At 58.0% G+C, this 16,712-nt stretch carries 12 protein-coding genes; 5 read left to right on the forward strand and 7 right to left on the reverse strand.

Annotated features, from left to right (window positions below; all coding sequences use genetic code 11):
• Positions 1-109: 109 nt before the first annotated feature.
• The 3 genes from QCD60_RS07470 to QCD60_RS07480 are packed head-to-tail and all read right to left on the reverse strand — an operon-like array spanning position 110 to position 1,814.
• The gene (locus QCD60_RS07470; RefSeq protein ID WP_279783864.1) at positions 110-778 is read right to left on the reverse strand and encodes a DUF799 domain-containing protein; all 669 of its coding nucleotides are present in this window, start codon (positions 776-778) and stop codon (positions 110-112) included.
• A 13-nt stretch (positions 779-791) separates the two neighbouring features.
• On the reverse strand, positions 792-1,136 hold the full coding sequence (locus tag QCD60_RS07475; RefSeq protein WP_279783865.1) for a DUF4810 domain-containing protein: 345 nt from the start codon (positions 1,134-1,136) through the stop codon (positions 792-794).
• A gap of 15 nt (positions 1,137-1,151) precedes the next feature.
• Positions 1,152-1,814, reverse strand: coding sequence for a CsgG/HfaB family protein (locus QCD60_RS07480; protein ID WP_279783866.1), 663 nt, complete (start codon positions 1,812-1,814; stop codon positions 1,152-1,154).
• Between the two features lie 313 nt (positions 1,815-2,127).
• Between QCD60_RS07480 and QCD60_RS07485 the strand changes: the two genes are divergently transcribed.
• Positions 2,128-3,156 (forward strand): LLM class flavin-dependent oxidoreductase, encoded by a 1,029-nt coding sequence (locus QCD60_RS07485; protein WP_279783867.1) that lies wholly within the window; start codon positions 2,128-2,130, stop codon positions 3,154-3,156.
• Here QCD60_RS07485 and QCD60_RS07490 read toward each other — a convergent pair whose 3' ends face one another.
• Positions 3,157-4,428 carry a hypothetical protein gene (locus QCD60_RS07490; protein ID WP_279783868.1) on the reverse strand — a complete coding sequence of 424 codons (1,272 nt, stop codon included), beginning with the start codon at positions 4,426-4,428 and terminating at the stop codon, positions 3,157-3,159.
• 414 nt (positions 4,429-4,842) lie between these two features.
• Here QCD60_RS07490 and QCD60_RS07495 point away from each other — a divergent pair, with 414 nt between their 5' ends.
• From QCD60_RS07495 to QCD60_RS07505, 3 genes are all read left to right on the forward strand, one after another.
• Positions 4,843-6,741: an alkaline phosphatase PhoX gene (locus QCD60_RS07495; RefSeq protein ID WP_279783869.1), complete on the forward strand. Its 1,899-nt coding sequence runs from the start codon at positions 4,843-4,845 to the stop codon at positions 6,739-6,741.
• A 371-nt stretch (positions 6,742-7,112) separates the two neighbouring features.
• On the forward strand, positions 7,113-11,996 hold the full coding sequence (locus QCD60_RS07500; RefSeq protein ID WP_279783870.1) for a polymorphic toxin type 15 domain-containing protein: 4,884 nt from the start codon (positions 7,113-7,115) through the stop codon (positions 11,994-11,996).
• Positions 11,997-12,653, forward strand: a complete 657-nt coding sequence (locus QCD60_RS07505; RefSeq protein WP_279783871.1) for a GAD-like domain-containing protein — start codon at positions 11,997-11,999, stop codon at positions 12,651-12,653. It abuts the gene before it with no gap.
• A 146-nt stretch (positions 12,654-12,799) separates the two neighbouring features.
• On the opposite strand, the gene QCD60_RS07510 is transcribed toward QCD60_RS07505, so the two are convergent.
• Positions 12,800-13,723, reverse strand: coding sequence for a HEPN domain-containing protein (locus QCD60_RS07510; RefSeq protein WP_279783872.1), 924 nt, complete (start codon positions 13,721-13,723; stop codon positions 12,800-12,802).
• 212 nt (positions 13,724-13,935) lie between these two features.
• Complete coding sequence (locus tag QCD60_RS07515; protein WP_279783873.1) at positions 13,936-14,601, reverse strand: SWIM zinc finger family protein; 666 nt, start codon at positions 14,599-14,601, stop codon at positions 13,936-13,938.
• 248 nt (positions 14,602-14,849) lie between these two features.
• Here QCD60_RS07515 and QCD60_RS07520 point away from each other — a divergent pair, with 248 nt between their 5' ends.
• Positions 14,850-15,836, forward strand: coding sequence for an acyltransferase (locus tag QCD60_RS07520; RefSeq protein ID WP_279783874.1), 987 nt, complete (start codon positions 14,850-14,852; stop codon positions 15,834-15,836).
• 16 nt (positions 15,837-15,852) lie between these two features.
• On the opposite strand, the gene QCD60_RS07525 is transcribed toward QCD60_RS07520, so the two are convergent.
• Positions 15,853-16,656, reverse strand: a complete 804-nt coding sequence (locus QCD60_RS07525) for a YopT-type cysteine protease domain-containing protein (RefSeq protein ID WP_279783875.1) — start codon at positions 16,654-16,656, stop codon at positions 15,853-15,855.
• Positions 16,657-16,712: the final 56 nt, after the last annotated feature.

The raw sequence follows: 16,712 nt of genomic DNA on the forward strand, positions 1-16,712 counted from the left end.
AATTCCCGGTCAATAAAAAACCGGTACAACAACGTGTGGTACCGGTTTTTTTACTTGCACAGGGCAGCATATAGCAGAGAAAGCTTTGCACCCCACTAGCAACTAGACTTCATTGCACCGTGCCATAGACTGCGGCGTAGTTCGGCGCATAAGGCCCGGGCAACATACCGGAAACGAAACGCTGGCTGGCAATGCCCGCCTGCCGGAAACTTTCGTCACCGATGCTGTCGAGGATTTGACTCGCTAGTGCCGTTATCAGCAGCCCTGCCAGCCCCCCACCTGATGAACGCCCCTCTGCGCTGGACGCCACCGCCTTTGAAGACCATAGTTCCTTACCGTCGCGAAGATCAACAAGTTTACCTTCCATAGCAACAGCACTCTCACTACCAATCACGAAGTAGGAAGTTCCATAGCGCTGCACTTTGATGTACAGCGCGGCATCAGCCCCGAAAATCTCTCTCAGTTTGGCTATGGGGAGTGCCTGAATCTCAGCAGGCTGGGTCATACCATTCTGACGAAAAGTTTCACGAGCAACGGCAACGGGAATAACATAGTAGCCACTTTCAGCAAGAGGCATGGTTAACTGCGCCAGTACCGCGTCACTCGCTTGTACCTCTGGCGATTCATTCATCGGTGGTAATACCAGTACTGAGGCAGGCTTACTGGCTTTAAATGCTGAATAGTCCACTGCTGGTTGAGTAGCACAACCTCCAACTATGGTTAGCACAGCTACAGCAGCGAGCCCGATTACGTGGCGCAATAACTTAGAAATAATCATTGTGGTGATCTCGCTACAGATTCTTCAACAAAAAGTCCATGTAAGTCGCAGATTCGGGAAAATGTTCCTTCTCCGATTCAAAAGCAACTCGCGCTTTATCAAGATCGCCTTTGTTGACCATCAATAAGCCAAGCTGTGCATAGAACCCCGGTGGCGTTTTAGCATTGCCTGTCTTTGCCTTCACCTCAGTTTGCTCCAGTAGCGCAATTTGCTGATCGACGTCTCCACCTTCATTCATGATGTATGCGTCGACAGAGGCACTGTAGTCACCCCAGTAATAGAGTGTTTTAGGTTGACTGGCACAACCCGCCATCAGCAAAGTCAGGCACAGCGCAGCACTGCGTGCAGTCTTTTTCATCGTTCAGCTTTCCACTTAGTTGGCCTGAGGCTTCCATGCGCCCTGATCAATACCTGTAACCAGATTGCTGACCGCTTGTTGAATGGCAAGATTCAACACCTTGCCACTCAACGTGGAGTCATAACCAGAAGTGCCACCAAACCCTACAATCTCTCGATTAGATAAACTGTATTCACCACTGCCCTGAGAGGAGTAAACCACTTCAGAAGTGTCCGTATCGACTACATTTAAACTGACTTTTGCGTATGCAATCTGAGACTTGCCACGACCAAGAATCCCAAATAACTGATGATCCCCCACCTCTTTTCTACCGAATTCAGTGACATCGCCAGTGACCACATAGCGAGCACCTTTTAGATGCTGAGCATTACCACGGATGGCACTTTCCTGTTTCGTCTCCGTCATATTTTCGCGATCTAGCACACTGAAACGATTTGTCTGCTGCAAACTGGTCAGCAGAATAGTCTTGGCCTGACTGCCCAATCGATCATTGCCATCAGAAAATACGCCACGTAAGTAACTACTGCGGTTATCAAACTTGCCGACCGATATGGGGCTACGCACAGCTGATGCTGTTGCAGGTGCCACTGCAACGGGTTGAGCTTCAATAACACGTGAAGACTCTGTTGCACATCCTACAAGCAAGGCTGACATAGCCATTGCAGAAAGCCATTTCATCCTAGAATTCATTTGATCAATCCCATATCCAAAGAAAACTACAGCATTTCAGTAAACGGAAATAAGCGCGGCATCTTAGCACAAAGTAATTCAAAACATTTCTGCAAAATTAACAAAAACTGACAAAAGTCTGCGCAGGTGATATGGTCCACAGATTCTCCATGTGGCTTTGTCATGAACCTTTCTTATACGAACAGTGATTGCTGTATTCGTTTTCTATGCCGCAAAATCAACAGGGTGTTGTCAAACACCAGCATTGCCTCATCGCCCCGGGCGCCCCATAAACAGGACTTTCATCCTACCGGGCGTATCTATGTCGCACATCCCTTCTCACACTGCCGCAGCGGAAGCCACGCTGGCGACAACGCCGCTGTCCGTGCTGGATCTTTCACCCATTCTTGAAGGCCATACCGCGGCTGACTCCTTTGCCAATAGTCTGGCACTGGCACGTCATGCCGAGCAGGCGGGTTATCAGCGCATCTGGCTGGCTGAGCATCACAGCATGCCGGGGATAGCCAGTTCGGCCACTGCTGTTCTGATCGGTCATATTGCTGGTGGTACCGAACGTATTCGTGTTGGTTCCGGCGGCATCATGCTACCCAACCATGCACCACTGGTGATCGCAGAGCAGTTCGGTACGCTGGAATCCCTCTACCCCGGCCGCATTGATCTGGGCCTCGGCCGCGCTCCCGGTAGCGATGGCAAGACCATGCGTGCCCTGCGTCGCGACCTGCACAGCAGCGGTGACGACTTCCCCCAGCTGCTGCACGAGCTGCATAGTTATCTGGTAGGCAACGGCCCGGTGCGGGCCATTCCCGGCGAAGGTCTGGATATTCCTTTATGGCTGCTGGGCTCCAGTGACTTCAGCGCCCGTCTGGCAGGACAACTGGGGTTGCCTTTTGCCTTTGCTGGTCAGTTTGCACCCAACCACATGATGATGGCGCTGCAGGCTTATCGCACGGCCTTCACCCCCTCCGCGGTGCTGCAGCAACCCTATGCCATGGTGGGCATGAATGTGGTCGTGGCTGACAGTGATGCCGAGGCCCAGTACCTGTTCAGCAGCCAGCAACAGCATGTGCTCAATCTGTTCCGCAACACGCTGGGCAAGCTGCAGCCACCGGTGGAGAACATGGATGCCCTGTGGGAGGCACATGAGAAGCATTCGGTACTGAGCTTTCTCGGGGGCTCCGTCGTCGGCAGCCCGGAGAAGGTGAAGCAGCAGATGGCGCTGTTCCTGCGCAGCACTCAGGCCAACGAGCTGATCATCAACTGCGCCGTCTATGACCAGCAGGCCCGACGTCGTTCCTACTCTCTGCTGGCCGAGATCAAGGCGGCAGGCTGATCAGCTTTCATAAGATACCCAGGCAGTACGCCGACCGGCTGGCAGGTCATGGATGACACACCAGCCCAGCACGCCCACGATGGCATAGCTGATACCCGCCGCCTGTATCACACCGGATGGCTGCCATTGCTGCAGCAGCCAGGGAGACGCCAGCATCGCCAGCAGGCTGCCACCCCACTCAAAAAACAGCCGCACCCTGAAAATGGCCGCCACATCGTCACCGCGATACCGGCTCTGCAGATGATTTGCCATCGGCAACTGCGTCACCGGTGCCCCCACCGCCGCAACAAAGGCTCCCAGATAGAGGCTGTAGTGATCCTGCCCCATGGCCATGCACAGAAAGCCCGTCGCCATCACCAGCCGCCCGGCAGACATCCACTGCCAGGGCCGGATGATGCGCATTTCTGCCACCAGCAGATTGGCCAGCACATTGCCCACGCCATACACCGCAATCACACTGCCCAGCGTGATGCCACTATGCAGATAGTCAGGCTGTTTGAGTAACAGTGCGGTGCTGACAAACAGCGCCAGATACCACCAGCCGCTGCAGATGCCGAAGGCCAGCAGATGAAAGTAATAACGAGGATCACGCCGCAACAGAATAAAGCCGCGTAGCGCCGTGGCCAGACAGCCTGATAACGGGCAGGAAGCCGTATCGGCAGGAACAGAAACAGCGGCGACCGGCGCCAGTGCTTTTCGCAGCAAACCCAGAGTGCAGAGCGACACCAGGTATGTTAGCCCGGTTAACAGAAAAAATAGCGACAAATGCAGCAGAGGGAATAACAGGGCGCCTAAACCCGGCCCGAGGACGCGCGCCAGTCTTCGCATAATATCGAACAGGGCATTGATCGAAGACAGCTGTGTACTGTCACCGCTGAGACGCGGCAGCGCCATCTGCAGGCTCGGATCAAACACCGGCCGGATATAGGCCATAACCGTCATGGCGAGCACGAGCAGAAAGAGTGGCGGAGCACTCTCGCCCCCCTGCAACAGGCCGATGGCCAGCCCGGCCATCACCAGCACACGGCAGCCATCACTGATCATCATCAGTATCCGGCAGTCCTTGCCCTGGGTCAGCAGATTGGAAGTCAACGTCGACAACAGGGTGATCAGCGACTGCAGCGCCAGCAGATAACCCGCCTGATAGCCCAGGCTGGTCGTGGCCAGACAGACCACCGCCAGTGCATAGAACTCATCACCCACGCCAGCCAGCACCTGTGCCAGCCATAACCTGCGAACCGCATGAAGTTGTAACGTCTGGATCACCTTCATGGGAGCACCACCTGTTTTCAGCAACCACTTGATCACGCACGTAATCAAACTTCTGTTCAAACAATGGCAATGGAATGCTCAACCAATATGAACCAGGGAAGGATAAATTCACAACAGCCAATCCGACCGGATGATCAAAAATCAGCCAGACACTTGACGCCTATCAGTTGCATAGTTGTGAACGTAAAAACGAACAATAACGCCAAACTGTCAAATATCTGTCACGAAGGGTGGTTAGTTTAGGTGGCCGTAATCAATGGCCCGCCACCCATACCCAACAGAAGGTAGCCCGGCGCGGTCGACTGGAAACACCACCGTGACTCTCGCTCAGGCTACATGCAGGCACAGCTGCTGCACCGCTCCGGGCTGGCGAGAAGCGCATCGCCTAGTCTTTGACCAAGGAAGTATCAGACCATGAACCATAGCGTTGACAGTTCCCGTCGCAACCTTCTCAAATTTATCGCTGGCACCCCCCTGCTGCCTCTGGCTGGCGGCCTGGCTGGCATGGTCAGCTCCAGCGTCTTCGCGGCGGACCTGAAAGCCTCTTCCGTGCGCTTTGTGCCGATGGATGCTCCGACTCTGAGCAACCCTGCCGAAATGGCCACCACCACCGTCAAATCCAGCATGGTGGTGAACTACACCGACGGCAGCAGCAAAACCTTCAAACTGGGTTACAAGCCTTTCTTCGTCACCGGCGACATGGTGGCTGATGGCAAGGGTGGTCAGATACTGGCCGGTGGTTACTTCGACATCAACAACCAGCCCATCATGAACACCAACGGCAAGCAGTTCTTCTCTGACTGCCCCGATGGCAGCAGCCTGCTGAGCCTGAAAGATGCCAAGGTCGACGGCGTCAAGGGCAACCCGGTATTCGCCGTAGTACAGTTCGAATACACCTCACGCGATGCCGAAGGTGCCGACATGTACGGCAAACTGCCTTCACCCATCGCCATCCTGTCTCTGGATCAGAACCCTGAAACCGGCGAATTGAGCCTGGTTAAATACCACAATGTGGATACCAGCGGCGTGCACGGCCTGTGGATCACCTGCGGCGCCAGCCTGTCTCCGTGGAATACCCACCTGTCCAGCGAAGAGTATGAGCCCGATGCGTTCAAGGCCGCCTCTGACGAACAGTTCCAGGGTTACAGCAAGCACCTGTACGGCGATGCCAGCAAAGCCAACCCTTACCACTATGGCCACCTGCCCGAAGTAACCGTCAATCCCGACGGCACCGGCACAGTGCAGAAACACTACGGTATCGGTCGTATTTCTCACGAGCTGGTACAGGTCATGCCTGATGAGCGCACCGTACTGATGGGCGACGATGCCACCAACGGCGGTCTGTTCATGTACGTGGCTGACAAAGCACGCGACCTGTCTTCCGGCAACCTGTACGTCGGCAAGTGGACTCAGACTTCCGGCAAAGGCCCCGGCGCTGGCGACATCTCCTGGATCAAACTGGGCCATGCCACCAGCGATGAAATCAAAGCGCTGGTAGACGGCGGCATCAAACCCACCGACATCATGGAAGTGGCTTACAAAGACCCCAGCGATGCCTCCTTCACCAAGATCGGTTTCGGTGGCAAGCCTAACTGGGTCAAGCTCAAGCCTGGTATGGAAAAAGCGGCTGCCTTCCTGGAAACCCACCGTTATGCAGCCCTGGTCGGCGGCACCCTGGGCTTCACCAAAATGGAAGGCACCACCGTCAACATCGCTGACAAGCGCGCCTACTCCGCCATGTCCTACGTCTACAAGACCATGACCGATGGCAGCAACGACATCCACGTCGAAGGCCCGAAAGCCGGTGCAGTGTACGAGCACATCCTGCAGGGCGGCCAGAAAGACAGCGAAGGCAATGCCATTGACAGCGAGTGGGTATCAACTCACATGGAACCGCCAGCAGCCCTGATAGGTGAAGATCTGGCCAAGGCCGATGCGCTGGGCAACAGTGCCCACGCTGACAAGATTGCCAACCCTGACAACCTGAAGTTCTCGGAAAAACTGCGCACCCTGTTCATCGGTGAAGACAGTGGCAACCACGTCAACAACTTCCTGTGGGCTTACAACGTCGACACCAAGGAACTGAGCCGCATCCTGTCCTGCCCGGCAGGTGCCGAGTCAACCGGCCTGCACGCGGTAGATGAAATCAATGGCTGGACCTACATCATGAGCAACCTGCAGCACCCCGGTGACTGGGAAAGCCCCCTGCACGATGTAGTGAAAGACACGCTGGATCCCCTGGTACGTGCCAACTATAAGGACCGTTTTGGCGCCGCTGTGGGTTATGTCACCGGTATGCCCGAACTGGGTTAATCGGGCAGGGTGTGATGGAGCAGGCAGTGACATCACGCCCTACCGGGTCAGCCCCTCACCCCGGCGGGCTGACCTGTTGTATGCAATTTGCTTGAATCTCCGCTCTCTGCCGGGGAACCCATTCAGGGCTCCCCGACCTTTCTCTCACAGGCCCACTGTATAGTGGGTCTTTTTTTGTCTTTGCGGTTCCCCTTTTCACACCACCCCCTAACTGACACTTGACCCATCCACACCCCCTTCCCTACACTCGCCGGTCAGTTTTTCGCCAGCAGGATGCGGCTCTCACTCCATGGACTGACCTCCTGCTTTACCCTGTTTCGCTTCCAATTCCGTTGTATGGATAGCCCTGGCCGCATGGATGATGCCTGCCTATGCTGTATATCTCCTTTCAGGACCGCTCCGGTGCCGTGCTGGCGCTGGTCGATTCCCCCAGCCGCGTGACAGGATTGTCCCGCGCGCCGTCTTCCCGCTTACGCAACCTGCCTGATCTGGCCAGCAGTGCCCTGACCGATGTGCTGAGCTACCTCGGCAGCCCTGCGGCCCGCGCGGGTAATATTGCCCAGATGGGGCAGGCCGCCGCCGAGGCGGTCGATCAGGGCAAGCTGCATCTGTTTATTCTGTCGGCGGGCAATGCCCCCAAAGGCCATGGCCGCGGCTATGCCGCCATTACCCCCAAAACCGTGGCCATGCCTGCCGGTATCGGTGCTGACAGTATGATGGGCACCGGCAAGATCGGCGGCTTTGATGCCAACCTGGCTCCCGGCGCCACCTATGGCATCAGTTCCCTCGGCGGCATGGTGGATGTGGCCCAGCAGGTGGCCAGTGTGGCGGAGCATGGTCTGAACCTCGGCAATGCCCTGAGTCTGGTGGGGACGGTGGCGAAAGTCGTGACCGGCGGCAGTCTGGGTACAGCGGGCATGGGCACCTTGCCCGGCCCCATTATGAACCTGACCGAGGCGCCGCTGTCGCACATGGAAGACGGCGTACTGGTGCTGGATTCGCCGCTGGACATCAGCGCCTGTGACCTGCCCATTGAGGGTCAGGAGGTGCTGGGTGACCCGGTATCACTGGCCACTGGCGAGGAGATTCTGCCACTGGTGGATGCCCGTCTGCCGGGGCAGGAGGGGCTGGTGTGGCAACGGTTGTACCGTTCGCGGTTATGTGAGAGTGACGTGGGCCTGGGCCGCGGCTGGCGCACGCCCTTTCATTCACGGGTAGAGGAACGAGCGGGCCGTGACGGCCAGCCCGCCTCCTTGCTCTATCACGATGAGCAGGGGCGCAAGGTGTCCTTTGCCCCTGTGCGCAGTGGTGCTTTCAGTGATCAGCTTGCCGAGGGGCTGCGTCTGCACCGGCGCTATCAGCCGCATCGTGGGGATGATGAGATGGTCATCCACTTCCCGGATGGCCACGTTAAAGCCTTCACCCGCGCCGAGCAACGCGGCCCCTGGCGCCTGAGCCTGTGGCTGACGCCCCATCACGGTCGCTACCACTGTGATTATGACGGGTCACGGCTGGTGCAGATTCGCTGTGGCGATCATACGCTGCTGCGGCTGGATTATGACCCGTCGCAGCGGCTGGTGGCTGTCCATCAGTGCCGTGTGGCGCCTGATCCGGCGGAGCAACACGAGCCGGTGTACGAGCAGGCGGTACTGGCCCGCTATGTCTACAACGACCACGGCGAGCTGGTCCGGGCGGTGGATCAGTATGGCCGTGAGGAGCAGTACGACTACGACAACGGCCTGCTGATCTGCCGCACCCTGCCGTCCGGCTATCGCCATCATTTGCACTGGCGTGGCAACGGCCCCTTTGCCCGCTGCGTCGAGCAGTACGGTGACGACAAGTCATTTCACTATCAGATGCACTACGAAGAACAGGAACCGGAGCCTGGGCAGGTGCACCTGCACACCACCGTGACCTTGCCTGACGGCCATTCGCAGCATTACACCTTCAACCGCCACGGTCGCCTGCTGCACAAGGTGGCCGCCGATGGCAGTGAAGAGCGCTATCACTATGACCCGCACCAGCGCCTGACCCTGCATATTGATGCCGACGGCCACTACCATCGCTACGTCTACGACCCTCACGGCCGCCTCAGCGAAGAGCACCACGGCGACCTGCACCTGCACCTGCACCATGTGTATAACGACCTGGGGCAGCGCATCGCCACGGCAGACCCACTGGGCTTTCGCTTTGTGCGCGAATTCGATGCCCGTGGCGCGTTGGTGCGCGAACAGCAGGGCGTGAGCTTTGATGATGTTCATCACCCTGATCAGCCGCTGGCCAGCCACTACCACTATCGCGAGGGACAGATCAGTCAGGTGACAGGCCCCGGCCAGCCCGCCCTGCACCTGAGCTACCGGGCTGATAAGGTGGACAGCAGCGTCTCCACCCACCGTCCGGCGGCCTTTACCAATGCCCCCGGTATGCCACTGGTGGCCCGGCACGGTGAACAGCGGTGGCGATACAGCTACAGCGCCACCGGCCAGCTCACCGCCCTGCTCAGCCCGACCCGCGAAGTGATCAGCTGGCTGTACAACGAGCGCGGCCAGATCATCCGTCAGGGGCGTTGTTTACCGGGCCGTGAAGACCAGCGGGAAGAAACCCACTATCAGTACGATACGGCGGGGAGACTGACCCGGCTGACCCTGCCCGATGGCCAGACCGAACACCTGGCCTATGCCGGACTGAGCCAGCCCACGGCCCTCACCCAGGCCGATGGCAGCAGCGTGGTGCTCAGCTACAACGCCGAACGCCAGCTCACCGGGCTGCTGCGCAGTGATCAGGCGTTTTTCCGGTTGCGCTACAATGCCTGCCAGCGGCTGCAATCCAGCCAGCACTTTGATGAACGCCAGCGCCACTACCACTGGACCCCCGGTGGCCAGTTACAGGCCATTGAGGAAGGCAGCCCGGAGCAGCCCGGCCCGCGCATCGCCTTAGCCTATGATGCTCAGGGCATGATGACCGAGCGCCACAGCTATGCCCGTCGCCATGATGCCAGCCCCTGCCAGTCAGACCACTACCAGCACGATGTGCGTCAGCGCCTGACCGCCGCCCATAACGAACAGGCCCGGCTGGTATGGCAGTGGCGCCCGGATAACCGTCTGGCCGCCGGTCAGGGCTGGTACAAAGACCCCCGCGGCGACCTGCACGAATGGCAGCTGCGCTACGACTACGACGAGCAGGGCCGACTGGCGGAGCTGCACCTGCCCGATGGCACCACCGTACAGCGCCACTACGACGACCATCACCGCCTGACCGGCCTGAGCCACCAGCACTGCCCCCTGCTGCAACGCACCCTCAACGCGTTTGGCAGCGAAACCCAGCGCACCCTGCCGGGCCGTGAACTGCCGTTACTCAGCCAGACCTTTGACCACCGCGACCGGCTGATCGGCCAGCAGTGGACGCAACACGACCAGCCACGCCAGCGCCAGTACCGCTACGGCCTGCACCAACAGCTGCAGCAACACAGCGACAGCCACCGCGGCACCGTCAACTACCACTACGACGCCTTGCGCCAGTTGCAGGAAGTCCACCTGATCGACGATGCCGGGCATGAGCAGCGCCACGCCTATGTGTTCGACAGCTTCGGCAACCCCAGCCATATCGCCGGTCAGCCTGCTGAAGCCACTTACGACCGCCTGACCCTGCTGGGTGAGCGGCGCTACCACTACGACGAACGCGGCAACCAGACCGAAGTGCGCAGCCGCACCGGTGAATTGCTGCAGCGGCGGGTGTTTGATGCCCTCAACCAGCTGCGCGAAGTGCACAGCGACAGCACCAGCGCCTGGTACGACTACGACCCGCTGGGGCGACGCATCAGCAAAACCGTCGCCACCTACCGGCGGGTGCAGGAAGAGGGCGACGGGGATGACCCCGGCGACTGGACCCGCCAGCGGCTCAGCCGTCGCCGCACCCACTACTACTGGCAGGGCCACCACCTGCTGGGCGAACAGACCGACGGCCACTACCGCTGGTATCTGTACGAACCCACCGCGCAGGACAGCCAGCGCGACAGCTACCGCCCGCTGCTGCTGATCGACCACGGCCACGCCTACCACTACGTGCTGGACCAGCGCGGTGCGCCGATAGCCCTGCTCGACCAGCAGGGCCAGCCGGTCTGGCAGGCCGAACCCGATGTCTGGGGCATGGCCACCGTCAGCCTCGGCACCGTCGCCAACCCGCTGCGCCTGCAAGGCCAGTACTGGGATGAAGAAAGCGGCCTGCACTACAACCGCTATCGCTACTACGACCCGCACAGTGGCCGCTATATCAGCCAGGACCCTATCGGCCTGCTGGGCGGCCTCAACCCCTACCGCTACGGCCCCAACCCGCTCAGCTGGATTGACCCGCTGGGCCTCTGTGCCGAAGCCATCGAAGACATCGCCGGGAACGGCACCGAGCCGGGCCTGCTGGCCAGCGGCGGCTCCCTCTTGCTGGATATGATCCCCGGCCTGGGCACACTCAAAGCCGTCGGTCAGGCCATCACCGGCACTGACTGGGTGACAGGTGAAAGTGTGGAGCGCAGTGGTGAACTCATCGGCGCAGCCATGAGCATCATCCCGTTCGGACGGGTACTGAGCAAAGGCGCCAAAGCGCTGGATCTGGTCGAGGAAGCCGCACGCAAGCTTAAGAATGCCGAAGACTGGTTGAAGGCCGGAGACAAGGTGGCCACCAGAGCTACGCAGCTCATGAAGAAATACAACGTCCCCTGTTTTACCCCCGGCAAAAGCCTGAAAGACAGCTACGGCAACAACACCCAGAAGATGGAGAAAGAGTTTTACCGTCAGCTCAAAGATCAGGAAGCCGGTATCAATAGCATGACGGTGGGGCGCTATCTGGAGAACCGGGAGATACTGAATGAGCTGAAGGACAAGTACGGCGGTGAGAAAGCCCGGCAGATATTGACCAATGGCGGTAAGGCGCAAAGCAAGGCGAGACGAGCTCTAGAGGAGAAAATATCCAATTCGGTTTCAGAGTCACTGGAAGGTCGAAATCTATCATTTGAGGAGGAAGAAGGAATTATTGCCAAGAAGGTGAAAGAGCAATTAGATCAGCTTGCAGCGCTACATGACCCTGACATCATTGCAGGTGGTGATCCTGATGGGATTGGAAGAATGGGGAATACCAATGTCAACTCATCTATTGGTAGCCAGTGGCCAGGCAGGGTAAAAGGTATGGACTCAGCAGCTAAAGAGGCTCTGGAAACCTTTGGATCAGATGCTTTAATGAACGTTAGCTTGGAGAGGTGTAAATAAATGGATAAGGCTTTTGATCGTTTCATGCATCGTTTTGGACTGCCTGTCAGTAGAATGGCTGCCTCGTCCAAGTCTATTGAGAAGTACCGAGGTAAACTGCCAGACCAGTTGCTTCAGTATTGGGAAAAATATGGGTTTTGTGGATTCAAAGATGGATTGTTTTGGATCGTGAATCCCGATGATTATGAAGATGCATTGGATGCATGGATTGGTGATACTCCTGCTATGGAAGAGGATGCATATTACGTAATTGCCAGAAGTGCTTTTGGTGCTCTCTATCTATGGGGAAAAAAAACTGGCTATAAGTACAAAGTTAATTCTTCGATAGGCTGGATTATCGATATGGGCGATAGCTCAGAAAAAATTGCCATTGAGGGTGAAAATAAGGTTCTGGGTAGCTTCTTTTACTGCCAACAACCCAAGTACACCGACGAGGTTGATCAGAATGATCTAGCCCTCTTTGATCGCTGCATTGAAAAATTCGGCCCGCTCAACGAAGACGAATGCTTTGGCTTTGTCCCGGCCTTATTTGCCGGTGGTGAAAACACCATCGACCATATCCAAAAACTGAATATCTTCACTCACCTTTCTATTCTGGCGCAGCTGGCGGACCGCCAGATTATGGATACCAACGCCCTGATCAAAACAGCCTTCTGACACCTGCCAACCCTGACGCCAGCCCGCTGAATTAAAGCGGCTGGCGTAATCTTCTCCCTGAGCGGGGCCAACCCGCTCGGCCTCTGTGCCGAAGCCATCGAAGACATCACCGGGAACGGCACTGAACCGAAATGACAGTCGTGCCATCACCCCTCCCGGCTGGAGAGTTCTTCTTGTCTGGCCTGCTCGGTCAACGCCGTTATGCGGGCCTGACAGACCTCTTCCGTCAGTTGCCGCAGGCGCTCTACCTCACTGGCCAGCCACTCCAGCTCCTCAGTAGTGATCTCGTAATGCTCGGAATAGCGGGCGTCTACATAGGCCCGTTTCAAGCGCTGAAAGCTTCGGCGGGTAAAACGACTGGTGTTGGGGAACAGTTCAAAAAAGCGTCTGTCCTGCTGGGTGCAGAAAGCACGTAGATGTTTGAGATTATGGGTACGGGGCAAATAGTTGGTACAGACCAGCAATGTGCAGGCTAAGAATCGCTCAGCGGCTTGGTGTAACTCAAATGCAGCCTTGGCATACCACTTTCGGTCTAAATCATCACGAAATGATATGAAGAATTGCTCCGCACGGAAAAACCACTGCCCAAAATGCTTTTCCGCGATAGCCTTTTGCTCCTGTGCCGACAAATTACCCGGCTGCGCAAGGGGGTTGTTGCTATAGCGGTACAGCTCAACACCCTGTTCGCGAATGTCTTTAAAGAAGTAATGCCCCTGATGCAGCCAGTCGTTCACCTCCGATAAGGTGTGCACCAGCAGGCTGAACGGCGCCTGAATACGGCGCTGTATCCGGTCTTCGGCGTGGCTCCACAGGCCGTACTCCTCCACCAGCTCCGGGGAGTTGACCAGCACCAGAATATCGTAATCGCTGACATAGCCATGGATGGGGTCATTCACCCAGGTGCCCTTGGCGTGGCTACCAAACAAAATGATCTTAAGAATGCGATAGTCAGCCTTGGTGCTGCTGGTCTTACGCTGCACAAACTGCTCAAACTCGTCCCGCAGCAGGGTGGCAATGGTCTGGACTTCATGCTGCTTACGTTCGGGGAGGTGATCGAGGCTGGTTTTCATTGACATTGTTCATTTTTCATCTGGCAAAGTGATGGGACCATAGCACAGTGCCATTTGAGTCTGCACGTCAGGAAGCGGTGAAACTACTCGCATAACGGCCGCTATATCAGCCAGGCCCCCATCGGCCTGCGGGGGGCCGCTGGCTGTGAGCGTAGTCCAGCAGCAGTGCCATGCGCTGGTGCTGCGACCCTGCAACCACACCTGACGCACCGTCAGCCGCTCCTCTTCAGAAAGCCGTCGAGTAGCAGTTGCAGCTGACCAAACTCTGCCAGCAGCAGAGCGGCATCGGCATTCTGATCCTGCTGTTCAGCAAGACGTCGCAGCCGCAGTGCAACCCCGGGCAGCTGGGCATCAACCATGCGCTGGGCCAGGGTCAGGAAAGGGGCGGTATTGCCCATCAGGGGGGCCAAACCCTGACGCAGCTGATCGCATAGCCAGGTTTGCAGCTCCTGTAATCCGGCCTGCATGCGCTGCTCACGCTGCGCATCACGTCTGGCTTGTGCTGCGGGATCCGGACCGGAAGGTGCCTGAGGGCGGGTGGCTGTCTTTTCTGATCGCTGACGACGGCTGTCCAGCCATTCCGTCACCCACACAGGGGGGACGCTATTGCTGCACGGCTGCTGCCCCACCAGTAACATCAGGGCCAGACCATGCTTGCAGGGAAATTTACGACTGGGGCAGCTGCATTTGAAGGCCGGTCCGCAGCGGTCCACCTGCACCTGATAAGGCTTACTGCCACTGCCCTGGCATTCTCCCCAGATGGCGTGTTCATCGGCGCCGAGCAATGGCCATTTGGCAGGTGCCATCAATCCTCTGGCGGCTTTGATCGACGCCTCGTCGGGCGCCAGTGCGAGAACGGCGTCTTGGCTTAAATCCATCAACTGATATCCCTGTCAAAGTACGGGTGCCGGTGTGCGCTGCCCATCATGTCGTAAAGGCCTGTACAAGAAAAGCCAGCCACCTGCCGGACAAACTCTGCAATACACCGAGAACCTTGCTTGCGTCTGGAAACCCCCGCAGCACGCGCCATCCGCCACACTGCATCAGGGAAGGTGTGGCAGCCACCCGGTACCCCGGCAGCGACTGAACGTGGCAGGCAGGGCGACCATGGAAGGAACAACAATCAATGCAACGCAATATTGCCCTCGATGGCCTCAAGATCACCCTGGCGCTGATGGTGGTCGCCCTGCATTGCGGCTTTCTCACCGATCTGGCACCAGAGGCATCCTACCTGCTGATTCACGGCCTGTTCCGGGCGGCAGTGCCGGTGTTCTTCATCATCAATGGCTACTTCTTCTGGCAGGCCCTGGCTCCGCGCGATGCCAGTGCCGGAACAGGAGCCGCTGCTCCGGTATCAGGCGACTGGTTCTACCGCATTGTGCTGCTGTATGCCTTCTGGATGCTGTTCTATGCGGTATTCTGGCTGCCTGCCGATACCGGCGTCCCCACCGATGGCTGGACCCGTCTGGTGGTCCTGCTGTTTGGTTACTATCACCTCTGGTACCTGCCTGCCACTATCGGCGCAGCCGTGCTGACCTGGGCCCTGCGCCGCCGCTCAGCCGGCCTGATGGCGATAGTGGCGCTGCTGACACTACTGACCGGCACCGCCCTGCAATATGCCTTCAGCTACCATCTGGCGGGGCCGGAACTGACAGGGTTACTGCCCGACAAAACCATGGTTTACCGCAACTTCCTGCTGTTTGGCCTGCCTTACTTTCTCTGCGGTGTACTGCTGCAGCGCTGTCAGCTCGGCAGCCGTCTGAGTCCTGCTGCCATCGGCAGGCTAGTATTGCTGGGTATCGGGCTGGTACTACTGGAGAGCTATGTGAACTATCAGCTGACGGGAGGCAAAGAGGGCTTCGATATGCTGCTGTCGCTGGCCCTGCTGTGTCCGGCGCTGTTTCTGCTGGCGAACGGTTACCTGCTACGCGGCTCAGCCCCGCTGGGGCGGCTGGCCGCGGCACTGTACTTTATCCACCCAATGGTTATTCACCTGCTGCACCGCTACACCGAGCTCAGGGCGACGCCGCTGACACTGGCAGTCATTCCCCTGTCACTGGCCGCTGCGCTGTTGTTGCTGCGGCTGAATCAGCGCCTGCGACTGCTGCTTTGACATGATCCCCCACCACTCAGCCTGTACGCGACGAAGAGGGCGCCTGAGGCGAACGGGTTTGCGGCTCCACTTCGGCCAGCTGAAAACCGGTGGGGCGGATGCCAAACAACGAGGGACCAAACAGGCTGCTGATATCACGCTGGGTCACCTCCTTGAGAAAGGCAAACAGCTGCTGCTTGTTATCCGCCTTAACCAGACCGTATTCCGGGTCGAAGTACTCCATCTTGCCGCTGGCATGCTGATGCAGCCCGATGGCGTGATAAGGCGTCAGCAGCAGAAAAGACTGTTTGTGGCCGGGCAGCAGGGCGTGGTCACGGATCACATCCAGCTCACTCAGGCGCATAAAGTTGTGCAGTGGTTTACCGTCGCTGTTGCTCCCCGGCTTCAGCCCCAGCTTCGGTAACAGTTCCTTCAGCATTGGCCGGGCGTCGTCGGTTTTGCCGGGATACTTCTGCTGTTCGCGGTGCTGGATCAGCAGCACATTTTTCATGGTGGGATCCTGGCGGTGATTGTCCAGACGTTTGAAATACGCTTCGCTGGGTTGTCCCATAATCTGGCTTTGCACCCAGGTCGCCGATAACCCCAGACAGGCATAGGACAGGGTGTCCTTGTCGAGCCGCGCCTCTGGCAGACCAAGACTCTTGCTGAAGGCAAAGTCCTGCGCCCATAACTTGTTCGACAGATAGCTGCTCTGATGAAAAGGCTGACTCAGCTGGCAGCCATGCTTCGCCGCCAGCTCCGCGGTGGCCTGCAGATGCCGCTCTGCCGCCAGAGCGGGGTCCAGTGACTCCGCCGCGCTGCTGGCCACCTGTTTGGCCACGCTGGCAACCTTGGCACCGATCCGCGACAGCCAGGAAGCCGACGAAGACGATGCCT

The sequence above is a fragment of the Pokkaliibacter sp. MBI-7 genome (genome assembly GCF_029846635.1).
Lineage (GTDB): Bacteria > Pseudomonadota > Gammaproteobacteria > Pseudomonadales > Balneatricaceae > Pokkaliibacter.